Origin of the sequence: Paracoccus sp. R12_2, assembly GCF_017744015.1 — a bacterium.
Taxonomy (GTDB): domain Bacteria; phylum Pseudomonadota; class Alphaproteobacteria; order Rhodobacterales; family Rhodobacteraceae; genus Paracoccus.
The window spans coordinates 1-14,527 of the sequence record NZ_JAGHRA010000030.1 but is presented as its reverse complement, the minus strand read 5'-3'; the positions used below and the strand labels follow the sequence as shown (position 1 = coordinate 14,527).

Annotated in this window: 17 protein-coding genes; 4 read left to right on the top strand and 13 right to left on the bottom strand. The window is 59.7% G+C overall.

Features of this window, described 5'->3' with window-relative positions; all coding sequences use genetic code 11:
* Together J7359_RS19515 and J7359_RS19510 are read right to left on the bottom strand one after the other, a co-directional pair.
* Positions 1 to 1,393: type IV secretory system conjugative DNA transfer family protein (locus J7359_RS19515; protein ID WP_247740549.1), on the bottom strand; the 1,393-nt coding region annotated here is incomplete at its 3' end.
* Positions 1,390 to 1,728: a mobilization protein gene (locus tag J7359_RS19510; protein WP_247740548.1), complete on the bottom strand. Its 339-nt coding sequence runs from the start codon at positions 1,726 to 1,728 to the stop codon at positions 1,390 to 1,392. The genes J7359_RS19515 and J7359_RS19510, both read right to left, overlap by 4 nt.
* Before the next feature lie 645 nt (positions 1,729 to 2,373).
* Here J7359_RS19510 and mobQ point away from each other — a divergent pair.
* From mobQ to J7359_RS19500, 3 genes are read left to right on the top strand one after another with little or no spacing between them, the layout of a single operon-like run.
* A complete protein-coding gene (gene mobQ / locus J7359_RS19505; protein WP_247740547.1) occupies positions 2,374 to 3,534 on the top strand; it encodes a MobQ family relaxase in 1,161 nt (386 codons plus the stop codon).
* A gap of 9 nt (positions 3,535 to 3,543) precedes the next feature.
* A complete protein-coding gene (locus J7359_RS20115; protein WP_247740546.1) occupies positions 3,544 to 3,771 on the top strand; it encodes a hypothetical protein in 228 nt (75 codons plus the stop codon).
* A complete protein-coding gene (locus J7359_RS19500) occupies positions 3,768 to 5,033 on the top strand; it encodes an abortive infection family protein (RefSeq protein ID WP_209059784.1) in 1,266 nt (421 codons plus the stop codon). The genes J7359_RS20115 and J7359_RS19500 overlap by 4 nt, the downstream gene beginning before the upstream one ends.
* A gap of 115 nt (positions 5,034 to 5,148) precedes the next feature.
* Here J7359_RS19500 and J7359_RS19495 read toward each other — a convergent pair whose 3' ends face one another.
* Complete coding sequence (locus J7359_RS19495) at positions 5,149 to 6,093, bottom strand: radical SAM protein (RefSeq protein ID WP_209059782.1); 945 nt, start codon at positions 6,091 to 6,093, stop codon at positions 5,149 to 5,151.
* On the bottom strand, positions 6,078 to 6,335 hold the full coding sequence (locus J7359_RS19490) for a hypothetical protein (protein WP_209059773.1): 258 nt from the start codon (positions 6,333 to 6,335) through the stop codon (positions 6,078 to 6,080). Before J7359_RS19490 ends, J7359_RS19495 begins: the two co-directional genes overlap by 16 nt.
* Before the next feature lie 437 nt (positions 6,336 to 6,772).
* On the opposite strand from J7359_RS19490, the gene J7359_RS19485 reads away from it, so the two are divergent.
* Entirely contained in the window at positions 6,773 to 7,720 is a 948-nt protein-coding gene (locus J7359_RS19485) for an HNH endonuclease signature motif containing protein (protein ID WP_209059769.1), read from the top strand.
* A gap of 21 nt (positions 7,721 to 7,741) precedes the next feature.
* Here the strand turns inward: J7359_RS19485 and J7359_RS19480 are convergent, their stop codons facing one another.
* The 9 genes from J7359_RS19480 to J7359_RS19440 form a co-directional block, all read right to left on the bottom strand.
* Positions 7,742 to 7,957 (bottom strand): WGR domain-containing protein, encoded by a 216-nt coding sequence (locus J7359_RS19480; protein WP_247740545.1) that lies wholly within the window; start codon positions 7,955 to 7,957, stop codon positions 7,742 to 7,744.
* A gap of 5 nt (positions 7,958 to 7,962) precedes the next feature.
* Positions 7,963 to 8,568 carry a tyrosine-type recombinase/integrase gene (locus J7359_RS19475; protein ID WP_209059763.1) on the bottom strand — a complete coding sequence of 202 codons (606 nt, stop codon included), beginning with the start codon at positions 8,566 to 8,568 and terminating at the stop codon, positions 7,963 to 7,965.
* 219 nt (positions 8,569 to 8,787) lie between these two features.
* Complete coding sequence (locus J7359_RS20270) at positions 8,788 to 10,008, bottom strand: HNH endonuclease (RefSeq protein ID WP_209059745.1); 1,221 nt, start codon at positions 10,006 to 10,008, stop codon at positions 8,788 to 8,790.
* A 113-nt stretch (positions 10,009 to 10,121) separates the two neighbouring features.
* On the bottom strand, positions 10,122 to 10,787 hold the full coding sequence (locus tag J7359_RS19465) for an MT-A70 family methyltransferase (RefSeq protein ID WP_209059743.1): 666 nt from the start codon (positions 10,785 to 10,787) through the stop codon (positions 10,122 to 10,124).
* A gap of 239 nt (positions 10,788 to 11,026) precedes the next feature.
* A complete protein-coding gene (locus J7359_RS19460) occupies positions 11,027 to 11,287 on the bottom strand; it encodes a hypothetical protein (RefSeq protein WP_209059741.1) in 261 nt (86 codons plus the stop codon).
* Entirely contained in the window at positions 11,287 to 11,940 is a 654-nt protein-coding gene (locus tag J7359_RS19455) for a ParA family protein (RefSeq protein ID WP_209059739.1), read from the bottom strand. Before J7359_RS19455 ends, J7359_RS19460 begins: the two co-directional genes overlap by 1 nt.
* Before the next feature lie 144 nt (positions 11,941 to 12,084).
* The gene (locus J7359_RS19450) at positions 12,085 to 13,113 is read right to left on the bottom strand and encodes a replication initiator protein A (RefSeq protein WP_209059736.1); all 1,029 of its coding nucleotides are present in this window, start codon (positions 13,111 to 13,113) and stop codon (positions 12,085 to 12,087) included.
* Between the two features lie 392 nt (positions 13,114 to 13,505).
* Entirely contained in the window at positions 13,506 to 13,997 is a 492-nt protein-coding gene (locus J7359_RS19445) for a hypothetical protein (protein WP_209059733.1), read from the bottom strand.
* 17 nt (positions 13,998 to 14,014) lie between these two features.
* Positions 14,015 to 14,527: type IV secretory system conjugative DNA transfer family protein (locus J7359_RS19440; protein WP_209059721.1), on the bottom strand; the 513-nt coding region annotated here is incomplete at its 5' end.

The following is a 14,527-nucleotide window of genomic DNA, read 5'->3' as shown; positions in this document are numbered from 1 at the left end:
CCATCAGCCCCATGCCGCGCTCCACCGCCTCCAGCCGGCCAAGCGCGGCGAACTCGTCCAGCAGGAAGAGGGCAGGGGCCGGGGCCGGGACCGGCCGTGCGGCGTCCCTGCGCCGTTCCGGCGGCTCTCCGGCCTCATGAGCCGCCTCGGGGGCCTCCAGCCCCTCTGTGGCGCCCCCGGAGCCGTTCGGGGCGCTTGTGGGCGTGTCAGCGGTGCTGTGAGCCTCTCCGGGGCGCTCCGCGGCCCGGGCGATGTCCTGGAGGGCCTGGGACACCATCAGCCGCAGCCAGCGGCTATAGGCATCCAGCCGGTTCGGCGGCAGGACGAGGAAGATCGAGGTCACGCCCCGGCGCAGATCGGCAAAATCCACGTCAGAGCGGGCCATCGCCGCGACGATGCGCGGGCTGTCGAGGAAACGGGTGTGCCGCTGCGCGTTCGACATGACCGAGGCGGCCTCGCGTTCGGCCTTGCCGGCGAAGCGGTTGGCAGCGCGGGCGATCAGCCCGCCGGCCGCGTCGCTCTCCTGCATCAGCTCCAGCAGAGCTGCCCATCTGGCGGGCGGCAGCGACAGGTAATCCCGCACGGAGGCCAGTGTCCGGCGCTCCGGGGGCTCGTGGCAGGCGCAGAACAGGATCAGCCCGGCCAAGAGCGATTTGGCTTCCTCGTTCCAATGCGCGTCATGGACCTGTCCGGGCGGGTCCATGACCAGCGCCTCGGAGAGTGTCGCGGCCTCGTCGCCGAGATCGGGATCACCGGGGTCCAGCCCCGCCATCGGGTTGCAGGCGGCGGATGGCAGGCCGGTGACAGCGAAGGGATCGAGGACATGGACCGGGCCGAAGCGTTCGCGCGCCATTGCCGCGATGCGGGCATTCTCGCCCTTGGGATCGATCACCAGCACCGGGCGGTTCGCGGTCAGCAGGTTGGGGATGATGGTGCCCACCCCTTTCCCCGCACGGGTCGGTGCCAGGGTCAGGAGATGGGCGGGACCGTCATAGCGCAACAGCCGGCCGGTCTCCGGATCGCGGCCGATTAGCAGCCCGTCGCCCTGCCGGAAGGCGGCACGCTCCGCCTTCGAGCTGAAGCGGGCGGAGCCGTGGCTGTTGCCGCGCCGGGCGAAGAGGTGATCGAAGCCGTGGAGATAGGCCCAGAAACGCACCGCCAGCGCCCAGAAGGCCAGCTGCACGACAAGAAATCCCAGCCGCCCAGCCACGGAGGTCGGATCGGTCACCACCGCTTCCCCAAGGATCAGCGCCCGGATCAGCATAAAGGTGACGATCGCCGCGCCCGAGGCCAGAAGCAGCAGGACCGCCAGCTGGAAGAGCAGCCAGGGGATCGTGATCGCCATCGCGGCCATCCCGGCGAGAAACCTGAACAGCCGGCCGACCCAAATCATCCGCCCGCACCCCTGTCCGCATCCCCGACAGCCGGGGCAGGGGAGCCCGGTCCCCCAACATCCCCCTCACCCGTCCCTGTCGCATCGCCTTCCGCGCTCCAGCCCTCGAAGGCCTTCCGGTCCTGGTCGCGGGGCAGGTTGCGGATCAGCCGGTCGAGCATCAGTGCGGCGGCATCGTCGCGCCCCGCGAGATCGATCAGCGCCCCGCCGAGGATGACCTTGCGGCGGGTGTCGAGCTTGCGCTGTTTTGCGGCTTCCCGGTTCTTCAGCGCCTGCAACCTTGCCTTGGCCTGGGCATAGCGCTTCTCGGCGCGTTCGAGCTCGGTCTCCGCCATAAGAATGATCTCCGTGATAAAATGAGCTAAGTTGAAACGGTGCTTGCCAGCACAACCGGTAGCGCGTACCCGTAGGCCTGTAAAGGACAAGGGCGCACTTATGCAAACTCTCCACCTGCGGTTTCGAGATTTGCGTGCGATCTCCTTGAGGCAGGGCCTCAGCCGATGGCGAACTCCGTCCGACGCGATGCGCGCCGGAATGGGAGCGGCCTTCGCCCTCCCAAACCCTCCGGAACCAACCTGCGCGGTTGGATGGCGTCCCGCAATGCGACCTCCTGACGGCATCCTGTGCCCCGTGGCCGGAGCTGGATCACCGGGGGTGCCGCGCTTGCGGGCTGCGCGGAATGACAGTCGCGGGCCTGTCCTTCCTTGCCGGGTTTGCCGGTGGCAAACCGCCTGTGCGCCGTCCCCTGATCCTCGGCCTCCTGGCGGGCCGGATCAGGGGACGGCGCACAGGCAAGCCCGCGCCTCAGAGAGCCAGAGGCTCGGTTCGGACGGGCTGTCTTTTCCCCCCCGGCCCCAGCGTTCCGGGGCGCGGGCCTCCGGGGAAAAGACGGCTGACCCTGTGGCCCATGTCGGGGCATGGGCCGGGGTCAGCAGCGGCGCGCGTCGGCATCGTCTGCATCACAGGGCGGGGTAGTCGGCATGGCCAGCTACCACCTTTCCGTGAAGACGATCAAACGCAGCGCCGGGCGCTCCGCCACGGCGGCCGCGGCCTACCGTGTCGGGGAGCGTATCGAGTGCCAGCGCGAAGGCCGCATCCACGACTACACCCGCAAGCAGGGCATCGAGGAGACCTTCATCCTGGCCCCGAAAGACGCGCCGGAGTGGGCCACGGATCGGTCCCGCCTCTGGAACGAGGTCGAGGCCAGCGAGACCCGCCGCAACTCCGTCACCGCCCGCGAATGGGAGCTGGCCCTGCCGTCCGAGATCAGCGCCGAGGACCGGTCGCGGATCACCCGCGACTTCGCCCAGGAGCTGGTCAGCCGCTACGGCGTGGCCGTCGATGTGGCGATCCATGCACCGCACCGCGAGGGCGATCAGCGGAACCACCACGCCCATGTCCTGACCTCTACGCGAAAGCTGGAAGCCGAGGGCTTCACCGCCAAAACCCGCGTGCTCGATTCCGCGAAGACAGGCGGCGTCGAGATCGAGGAGATGCGCGCGCTCTGGGGCCAGCTGCAGAACCGGGCGCTGGAGCGGGCCGGCGTGTCAGAGCGGGTCGATCATCGGTCGCTGGAGGTGCAGCGGGCCATGGCGCTGGAGCGCGGGGATGCGCTGTCGGCCGAGGAACTTGACCGGGCGCCGGAGGTGAAGCTGGGGCCGGCGGCCAACGCGATGGAGCGGCGGGAAATGCGCGTGGCCGAGGCCGAGGGCCGGGATTACGTGCCCGTCACGGAGCGGGGGGCGAAGGTGCATGCCGCCCGCCAGGCGCGGGCGCTCTTCGCCGAAATGCGCGAGCGGGTGGAGATTGCGCGCGATGCTTACGGGATTGCCCGTGAACAGGGTGAGGGGCGCGTGGCGGCGGGCCTGGCCGCGCTTCGAGCCGCCGTCGGGAAAGACGGGGTCGGCAGGGAGTTGGGGGAGGGCGACAGTGCGGATGATCTGCGCGACAGGCTGGCAACGATCCTCGGGAAGGGCGCAAGGAACGGGCGTGCGTGGTCAGCCCAGGGGATCAACGAGCGGCTGGCCGAACTGATCGGGAAAGAGCAAGATGCGCGTGAGCAGCCGGATATCGGGGAAGAGCGAAGCCGGGAGCGGACCAGAAGCGTTGGCCTCGAGCGCGATGAGGGGTTCGAGCTGTAGGGTCGTCCTATGGTAGGGGCGTTGCGTAAGCTGGCCGTGAATAAAGGCCTGAAGGCCATGCTGAACAAGCTGCTCAAAAAATTAGAGATCGAGAAACGAGCGCGACACAATCAGGATAAGGATCAGGATGTCGAGGATATAATCTTGGCGGAGGATCTGAAGACTATTCTCGAGAGTGCTGAGACTATCAGCTGCCTGTTGTATATCTCTGCTGACAATCCGAACCTGAACCCATGAGATACCTGAGCATCAGACGCGAAATTGAGGGTAGTCTGCCCACCGTGGCGGAGCTCCTTCGTCAGAAGGACGAGGACGATGCTCTCCGCGTTATGAGCCAGGCGGACATCGAGATCGCCGAGATCGGCTACGACAACTGGAACGGAGGAACCGAGCTCTGGACTATCTTCCTTCGGGTTCCAGTCAGCGTTTTCGTGTCGATCGAGAACCGCCGAGACGAGCTTGCTGGAATCATCTCGAAGAATTTCGAACTCGTTACGGGCAAGGACAATGGATACTGGGTAAGCGCGGAGATCTCCCCAATGCGCGCGCCGCCCCCTGGGCTTCATCTTCCGGACGGTAAGATTGGCGAACGAACGCGCGCCGCCATCCTAGACGAGATGCGCGCTAGGGGAACGGCTTGGCACGGAGCCCTAGATGAGATCGCCTTCCTTAGCCGCATTTTTGATCTGACCGCCATGCCCTCTCATGACAGCCGGTTCCAAAACGCCGAGCAAGATATCTGGCAGCACTGCATCAACAACTTCGACTGGTCACAAGAATGGGTCTACAGCGACCCTCGCTTCCGTCTCTATGCTGCTGACCAAAACATTTTCCTGAAGTTTATTTGCGAGGTTCTGCACCCCATCGTTCGGAAAGACGATGCAGAGCAGGATGCTCTTGCACGGGCATTCAATGGTCATCTGCGTACGGACGGATGGGAGCTCGTCGAGGATGCCATCATCGATGGCCGGCCGGCCTATGTACCGCAACGCAAGGTTCACGCCTTGGGTGGATCGGTCCAGCGCATCAAGGCCGTGGCGGCCATCCTGAACTCGAACACGCTCTACGAGGACCTGCGACGCCTCGAGCGCATCGGCGACAGTGAGCCCGGCGAGGCGATCGCCTTGGCCAAGGAAATCGTCGAGAGCTGCTGCAAGCTGATCCTCGATGATCGGAAGGTCGCGTATCCCGAAAAGGCGGAGATTCCCGAGCTGCTGAAACTCCTCCGCAAGGAAATCAAGATCATGCCCGACGGGATCGAGGAGAACGCCAAGGGCGCGAACGAAATCAGAGGCATCTTGACCAGCCTCGGGAATATCGCGCATTTGCTTGCTCCGCTGCGCAACGCCTATGGCAAGGGCCATGGCCGTGGGCGCGACTTCAAAGGGCTCCAGCCGCGGCATGCGCGGCTCGCAATTGGCGCCGCCAGCACCTTTGTCGATTTCGTCCTCGATCGCCATCTATCCCAGGCTTCTGCAAAGAGTGCCGCAGATGATTGAAGATCGACACAAGAGGGCCTCAGTATCGAAGGCAACAGCTTCCGTGCGGCGCGAGGAATGAGCTACTCCCTGTCGCTTAGACGATAGACGTAACACAATATTTGGTCGTTCCCCACTATGGAAATGACATGACTCTACTGGCCGGACACTTCATGCCAGTAATATCTCCAGTTAGAAATGGATCTATCCAAGCTCCAAATTTCTCTTGATCAATATCTAACCCATCTCTTCCAATCCAGCCGACGATGTTTCGTTTATCGTCTAACGCAACTGTACATTTCAAAATCGCCCCGTCAGTTCTGACTACAAATGAGTTAGGCATCGCGGCGTAGCATGCGCTTTCGCCTGTATCAGAAACGGACAGCCCAGAATTCTTTGCCAACATCTTTATTTCATCCACCTGGCTTTTGTCTGATAAATATGAGAAGGTTTTCCCATTATTTCCACCAAGCCTCTCTACGGCTTTTATATGAAGCTGAAATCGTTCATCCCTACCGAAATTACCTAATAGGTCGGATATCAACTGTTCTATTGAGCCAAGATTCTCTTGAGTAAGGTGAATTCTTACTCTCACCCTCAATTGGGGATCGGTGCATTTGTGCAGAGTATTTAATGCTGACTGAACTATTTTGTAACTGCCTTCCCCTTTTCTTGTAAGGCGCGTGGAGTCATGAAAGGTCTGCGACCCATCTAAGGAAATCTGAAACTGTTTAACAAAATTATTGCGGAGAAGAGTCAATGTTCTTTCATCAAGAAGAGAGCCATTAGTAGATACTGATGATGTAACTTTTGTACCACGTCGGATATTTTCTCGAATCGTAGCACCAATTATAGAAATAGGACGAGTATTAATTAATGGCTCGCCACCAAACCACCCAACATGAAGCGCGTCTAAATTTGGAAGTCTTTTTGATATAAGATGCGCAAGCGACTCAAGAACGCTTTCGTCAATATTGTATCGTTCAAACGCCTCATAGCAGTATGAGCACCGAAAGTTGCACTGTTCGGTGCTCAATACTATAAGATGAAGCTGTCGTTGAAGGGCTACTTCGGATTGCATGAACAGTTCGTATCAAAGAACCCGACTTCGGGACTTACGCTTGCGCTTCTTGTCTCTAGTTCCTTCACAAAGTCAGGATCATCGATCGTTATCGAGCCATCTCTTTCGATTGTAATGTCCCGTGGTCTGATCATGCCGATTGACTTTCCAAGTTCGGCGTAGGTCTCGGCGGGTTTCTTAATCAATGCTTCAGTCAATGCATGGGCCGAGTCGCCCTTGATGGTGACCTTGTTGTGGGCCACGGATAGGTCAGAGAACGGTAAAGTTTTGGGCATCTCATCGCTCCATGCGGGGTTTCGATGAACCGCATTTTACTAAATTCTCGCAAATTTTGCTACAGTTCTTTGTCACTGCTGACCTGCTCCCCTGAAATGTTCAAATGGAGCCCAATGAGCGTCACGCGACTTTAAGCGGTCTCAACCTCGTTGGGGCAAAATCGAAATGGGTCAGGCAGACCGTGCTGTGGAATGGTGGCCTGGAGATCTTCACGACCAGCCTATGGTTACTGAGTGCAAGAAGACACCAAAACCGTCGTTTCTGGCCAGATCGGCCGCCGGTAGAAAAATCAATGACTTGAACGGGTCATAACCCTCAGGCAAAGTCTAACGGCTTAAACCGGATCTGATGTCGTGCACCGACAAGACATGTTGTGACCGTATCTGCGGACGATGATTTTGGAATGGAACTGCCCTGCGCCTATCGTGGCGAGGACTACAGCGTGCGCGACAACGGCGCTGTCATGCGGCGCTCAAAGCCCGGAGGAAGGCGGCGCCCGCTCGATGAAACATGGACGTTCGGCACGCCGAGCAAGAGCGACGGCTATATGGCGATCTCCGGGCACAAGATCCACCGCATCGTGGCAACGGCCTTCCATGGTGAACAGCCCAGCAAGAGCCATGTCGTTGACCACATCGACACAAATCGCCGTAATAACCGTCCCGAAAATCTTAGATGGGTTACACGGCTTGAAAACATCCTGCTTAACCCGATCACCGCCAGACGCGTGAAACAGCTTTACGGCAGCATCGAGGCTTTCCTTGCCGATCCGCGCAACCCGAAAAACGGAAGCCTGAGTAGAGAATTTGAATGGATGCGTGCTGTTACACAGACCGAAGCGTCTTACAGCCTCAAGCGCATGCTGGCATGGGCAGAGGCGGATAGGCCATCTGTTGGCGGTCGCCTTGATGAGTGGGTTTTCGGGCGTGGCGCGCTTCCAGCTGAGCAGCCCCGCCCGGAGTTGGTCTCGTCAAAAACACCCGGTGCTGTTCAGCGAAACTGGCAGGTTCCGGCAGAATTTCCGCTTTGTCCCTCTACGGCTGACGAGATGCCGCTTGCGACTTACTTTGCCCGTTTGGAAGCAGGAGCCATCGCCGTCATCTCGCCTTGGGGTGAAACCAGGGTTAGCAAAGCGGCGATGCTCGAGGATGGCAGCGCCGTTTTCATCTTAGGTGAACACGAGACGGGCGCGGTCAAGCCTTTTTCCCTTGCCCGCATAACCTTCGAGGATGCTCAGTTTGTCCATGAAAGCTGCGGGACCTTTTTCACGGTCGAGGGTGCAGAGAAAGAGTTCACGCTGGCAAGAGGCTTGCCTTGGGAAGGCGGCGAGACATTTGACGATTTCTGCTAGGTGCCATCGCGAGAACCGACCTCACGCGTATCCGCGCTTCGCCTTCGCCATGTGCAGCGTGAATCGGGCATCCTTTGCCTCGGCTTCGGTGTCAAACCAGTCCGTCCGCGCCTGGCCGGCGCTCCCGATCCGGCCCCAGTTGCGCGTCAGGCCCCACTCCCCGAAGAGACCGCGCACGATCTCGAGGCTGTAGAAACGATGCAGGTTGTCCTCCGGCTCGATCCGGGTCAGATGCATATCCCCTATCCCCACATTCTAGCGGCGATATCCTGTTCTTCCTTGCCGGTGGCATCGGCGTAGATCGCGGTGGTGCTGAGCTGCGCGTGGCCGAGCCACTTCTGCAGCATGTGCAGCGGGATGCCGTTGATGGCGGCGTTGATCCCGAACCCGTGCCGCAGACCCTTGGGACTGCGCTGCGGCGCGTCCGGGATGCCGGCCTCGATCATGATCTTCTTGACGATCTGCCAGACCCGGACCCGGCTCAGCGGCCAGATCGGCGCGGCGGCTTGTTTTCGGGATCTCTGGGCCTCGCGGATGCCATGCGCGGTGTTGAGCGTGTCCAGGTAGTCCGGCGGCACCGGAACGGACCGGTAAACGAGCTTCGTCTTTCCCGTCGCGTCCTTGCGCTTCTTCAGGGATCGGATCGCAACCGTCCCCCCGGAGAGGTCGACCCTGGCCGGCGTGATTTCCAGCAGCTCCGATGGCCGACAGCCGGTAAAATACAGCGTCTCGCAGAGCGTGCGATCCCGGGCCGGCTGGCGCCGCGCCACGGCCAGGAAGGCCGCGCGCTCCTCGGCGTTCAGGTAGAGCCGGTTGCCGGCCGGATCGTGGAGGCGCATGTCGCTCATGGAAACAGTTTACGGGTGAAGTGTTAAGCGGGGAAGCGGAAAGACGCCCCCTGTCCGGCTACGGCACGGGTCCGGGGGATCGCGGGCTTAACACTATGGGTAATAGTGTTAAGCTGCATGGCCTTTACGAGGCAGGGCGTGCCGTCGGTGGTCCTGTCAGCTCAATCCGCCACCATGGCACATCGATGCCGCCGGGCGCGTCCACCCCATCGCTTACGTCTAGAGGTGGGCGAAATAATGTGCGTGCCACTCCGCATAACCAAGATTGAAACCATGCTCTGATAAGAGGACGAGCTTTCTCTTGTCGAAGTGAGTTTCATTCGTTGCGCTGCGAACGAGAGGGCTTCCCCCGTTTGGGTCGATCCAAACACCACCCCGGTCAAAGGCTTTATGGTGGTTTGGGCAAAAGGGGAGGATGTTGGCGAGGTGGTCCGGCCCATTGAAGGGCTCACCAACAGGTTTAACGTGCCCCGCTTCGGAATAGGTTTTTCCTCTTGGATCGACCGTGAGAGCCGCTCCGCATATAGCACACCGGTTCTCATATAGGTTCTTGACCCATTCCGCGTGCTGCCGATTTCGTACTTGCCGCTGAGCCTGTGCATAGGCCCGTTGTACTGCTGTGAGGTGCAGATCATTTGGCTTTTTTCGCTTGGCCGCGGCTTGGCGAGCGGCGGGAGCCAATGGGACTTTCGGCTTGGGAGGTGTTCCTGCTTTGGCAGGAGGAGTTTCAGGCTTTTCTTCTTCTTCTAGCCGAGCGATTCCACCCAAATCCAAGTACTCTTCGATGATCGGCTTAGCAGCGTAGGGGGCGAGACTAGGGTTTGCAGCGGTCAGCGCCCAAAATTCCTCTGAGATAACAAAAGCTAAGATGTCGTCAGCGGACATCTTCGTGTTGATTTCGCCGTCCATCATGCAGCGGTCAAGGAAGAGGAAAAGCGCACTTGCCCACCAATCTTCTCGCTCTGAGCTGGTAAGGCCGATTAGGCTAGATTGTTGGTAAAGGTAGTGAAGGTTGGTGGCGAACTTCCGGGGGGCATCGCTCCCATAGATCATGGCCCCCCCTTCAAAGAAATGCTCGATCTTGTCAGAGGTGATCTGACTTCGATCCCATCGGGTGCCGTCCCAGATTTCTTCGACTGCAAAGCGTCTGGCCCATGGAGCTGGGTGGGATTGATACGACCGTGCTTTGTCCCAGACACCAACGCGGCTGAAGTTCATTGCGCACATTGCCAAGCGATCAAAAGACTCGTCGTGGTCGCGCGCGAGAGCTTCAAGGACAAGTTGATCAGGGACGATATAGCTCTCGCTGCCGATAACGCGGTTGTAGAGAAAGAAGTTTAGCGGAACGAGTGGATCGCCGTTCGCGATCTTCCCAATTATCTCCCGGGCTGTATCGCGAGGAACGGGCTTCAGGCTGCCATCAAAGACCGCGTTAATCACTCTGTGCAGGAGGCCTAGGCCGGGCGCATCTCCCCAGCCAAAGTTTTTTGAGAAAGACCCTGGGCGGCTTTCTAGTTTCTTCCAGTCCAAAGGTTTTCTTGCCTTTTGTCAGCCTATTCGGCAGCGCTTATGGGCACACTAGAGTTGTAAGCGTAGGTTTTCCAGCTTGGTTTATAGTCGACGTCTGCTTGGTTACCCCAGACGGCCCAGCCATCACGAACACCGCGCCCGAAGAGTTCAAGGAATGGCCCCCACGAGCATTCCTCGATGATCTTGTATTGCTCATCGGGTTTCCGGCTGTGCTCACGTTTGCGCGTCTTCAAAAGGTCGCTTTCAGGCTCTTCGGCTTCGATGAAATTGACCTGAGAGCGGCCCGGTGCGAGCGTCCGGGCGTTCTTCCCCCGCGTGCCGAACAAGAGGATTTCAGTCACGTTGCGAAAATAGAAGCCGACGCCGCGCCCATCAGGGCCACCGTCTTTGCGGACCTTCTCCCACACGATATTCGACTTGTACTCGAAGCCCCATGCGTTGAGGACCTGTAATCCCTCGGGCAGAAGCGCGTTCGGAACCCAGAGATAGCAATGGGCGCGATCTTCGAGATGCTTTTCCACAGGGAGCGCGCAAATTTCATCCAGCGTCATGGTGGGGTATCGTGCGAGCCGCTTATGCTCTGGGGCAATCTTCCCGGTCCGGTTCTGGAAGCGCCACGGTGGGTCTGCCATCACGGTCGAAAACTTGTCGTTTCCAAGGAATTGGCTGAGGTCATCCGCTGCGGTCATTACGCTTCACCTTGTGTAATAATTCTGTTCTGCCGCAACATCTGGGATGCAGCAAGGGCTTCCATCCGAAGGTTGGCCGCTTAGCCAATATGGTATCGTATTGTCGATGCGCATCCTGCGCTGAAGAGCAAGCGGAAATCCATCGGGGCTCGCGGCGCTGATCTATCAGGCACCCTATGAAGCCGGGCATCCACCGCATAAGTTCAATGGTCCTAGACGCTAAAGCTACTTGCATGCATTCATGCTTTCAGACTTTGCGCCTTGTAAGCTTGCCACATCTTCAGGAAGAGTTGCTTTTTCGCGCCGTGGGTGAAGCCAAACTCCCTGCCCGCCTGTTCGCTGAACTCAACAAAAACCGACTCAGGCACACGCACTTGGAGCGGGCGCAGCGGAGCCTTGTCCTCGTCGCGGGGGTTGCCCTTAATCACGTCCTCTGCCTCTTCGACCAGCGGCGGAGTGCCTTTCCCACTGCTCTTCAGCTTGGAGAGGTTGGTCGCCATTATGCCACCTTTCTTTCCTGAAGCTCGGCCATGCGGTCGATGACGCTCTGGGCCAGCTTCGAGGCACGCTCATTTAGTGTGCGGAACGAAGTTTCGGTGATTGCCCTGCCCTGATCGGACGCCGATCCATAGGCCGTCGAAACGCTGACCTCTCCATCAAGCACCATGTACCCGGCTTGCGCGATGTATTCGCGTGCCGCTACATTCTCGCGCTCGCTGCCGGTCGTCTTGAACATGGCGAAGGCGATCTTCTCTGGGGTGATCCCCTTCTTGCGAAGGCCGTGGGCCAGTACGACGCCAGGATGGAGATCATCGATCGTCTGGCCGGTTGGGATCACTACCAGATCGGACGCCTTGGCAATCTCCGCCGTCTGTTCCGAGGCGTTCGGCTTGCCGTCGAGGATCAGGGCCTCGAAGCGTTCCGCCTCATGCAGCGCGCTCTTAACGCTCGCGAAGCTCTGGACCTGGATTTCCGGACCAATCCCGTTCTCGGCCCGCCTCCCCGCCCAATGCGTGCAAGTCTGCTGCTGCGTGTCGAGATCGGCGATCTTGGTTGACAGGCCGCCCGAAACGAACTCCCGCGCCATCATCCGCGCTAGCGTCGATTTTCCGACGCCTCCCTTTTGGGAGACCATTCCCACGATGTATGTCATTGATGCTGCTCCGATTGCCTCTTGGGTTTTCTTTCAATGCTAGCATGAAAGCCGCGAAGCAGCCAAGCATGAAAGCCGCGAAGCAGCCAAGCATGAAACCATCTAAACACCAAAAGCGTCTTGCATGCAAGGCGCTTTTCCGTCTTAGCGCTTATAAGGTCCGCGCGCCTTGCAGAAGCTCAGAAAGTTGGCGTCGGGGTTCTGAACCGCGATCCCTTTCTTCTGCGTCCACTCGCGCCATTCATCGAGCAGCGCCCGAACGTCCCAGCCAGGCGCAAGCCGTCGCGCTGCCGCGAAGGTTGTCTCTTCATCGACCCGTAATGAGGAAGAGGGCAGGGCGGCGACCACTACCTCCTTCTTCGGCGTCACCACCACGTTTTCCCCCTCGAAGCTGAAGGCGTAGTCCGGCATATGACTGTGCGCCTCGTCATCCTCGATGATCTTGCCAATCAAGCGGCGGAACTCTTTGTCCGTTGAACCCGAGCCGCACTTTTCGCGAAGGGTATTAAGACTGACCGCCCACCTAGACTGCGCGCCGCAGTGCTTGCGGGCCAGCTCGTACAGGCGCCGCTCCAGAGGCTTGCGGAGGAAGAAATACTGCCGGTTAAGGGTCAGAACGTGATTGTTCTCAATAGCGTCGAAGACCCAGTCCGAAAGCGTGATCTCGACATCAAGCATACGCCCTTCCCGTGTCTCCTTCACTATCTCCGCCGAGTCGATCAGGCCGAAGACCTTAAAATACTCCTTCCCCCCTTGGCGCAGGTTTGTCTCGATCTGTGTACCCTGAAGGCGGCGGAGCGCGTCTTTCAGCAGCTCATACCCGCGCCCGGAGGTTTGGCGATTCGTCGCGACGAGCAGATCGTATGCCTTGAAGCGCATCGTCCGATGCACCTTCCGGCCTTCGTTCAGCGCCGCCATACACTGGCTGATGCAATAAATTAGCACGTCACGATCATGGACGGTTGCCAGCCCGTATCTTGACGGCGAAATTTCGATCCAGTTGTCACTCCGTTCGTAGCGCCGCGGCCGCATGTCCGGCTTCGTTGAGAGTGAGAAGACCGGATGTTCCATGGACGACATATCGCCCTTCGGCACCGCATCCACGATATCGCAGACAAAGAGGTCCTTCTGTGGGTGACGATCAGGAAGGAGCGGGGAGCGATCTATCGTCATTTCACACACCTGCGCAAGCCAGAGAGATTCGTCATTTCACACACCTTGATAGTATCGTCACTTCACACACCAAGGGTCAAGCTTCGTCACTTTACACACCACTTCCGCCTGTGGATAACTTTCTCTATTTTTCGTCACTTTGCACACCAACTATCGTCACTTTGCACACCAACTATCGTCACTTTGCACACCGCCTATATTTACAAACATTTGAAAAATAACACTTAATAGGCCTGTCAGAAGCCCGTAACTCAAACTCTAACTATATCTAACTCCCTCTGAGACTTTCTATTTTTAGGATTCAAAGTGCATTCACCCCTGTCCCGCAAAGCGGGAAACACATTTTCCGACAAGGAGCAGCGTGTGAGTCGTGGGCCCCTTCTTCACCGCTATCATGCTGAGAAGAACAGGCTCAGACCGAGCGTCAGCACGACTGCCAGACCGGCGGCGCCGGCCCAGACTAGGGGCACCTTTCGCCGCCACGCGCTGGCCTCCGCCAGTTCCTGACACAGCTTGTCGAGGCCCTCACGTTCCGCCTGTTCCAGCTGCCTCAGTCGATGGGCCGTGTCATTGTGCTGCCGATAAAGCCCGTCGATGGCGTTCTGGAGCTTCCGGAACAGCGGATCGAGATTGGCGTCCAGCGCCTCGACCATCTGCCCGGCATAGGTTTTCGCGTCCGTCTGCTTCGCGGCGCGGCGGGCCGCATCCCGTGTGTCCGCCAGCGCCTCCGTCATCATCACGATGAGCCGTTCCTGTTCGTCGATCTTCTCGCCCTGCCTGTCGATCCGCGCCGACATGCTGGCTACGACCTGGCCCAAGAGATCGAGGGTTTCGCGCAGTGCTGCGTCGGAAAGGGCAGGGGAGACGGGGTAACGATCGGGCATCGGTGCGGGGCCTCCTGTCAGGCGGGTTGCGGCGTAAAGAGATTTTCGAACTCGGGATCGGCATAGTAGCGCAGCTTTTCGGCCAGCATGACCGGCTGGCCCAGCACGCGCAGCAGCTGGAGATGGGCCGGCATCTGCATGATCTCGTCGGGCGTCAGCAGGTCGCGGGCGAGCGGCGCGGTGGTCAGCGAGGCCGGTTCGCCCGGCTGATGGCTTTCCGAGTGCCCATAGGCGGTTTCCTTGCCGATGCTCTCGCTCAGCCATTTCGCGGTGTCGAGATCGTTGACCCCGAAGACCTGCTGCACGGCGGCATTGGCGAGGAAGGTGCTGGCGCGGGCGCCGTAGAGATCCCGGAGCTGGCTCAGGTCCTGCAGGATAGGCCAGAGCTGGATGCCGTAGCCGGCCATCAGCCCCATGCCGCGCTCCACCGCCTCCAGCCGGCCAAGCGCGGCGAACTCGTCCAGCAGGAAGAGGGCAGGGGCCGGGGCCGGGACCGGCCGTGCGGCGTCCCTGCGCCGTTCCGGCGGCTC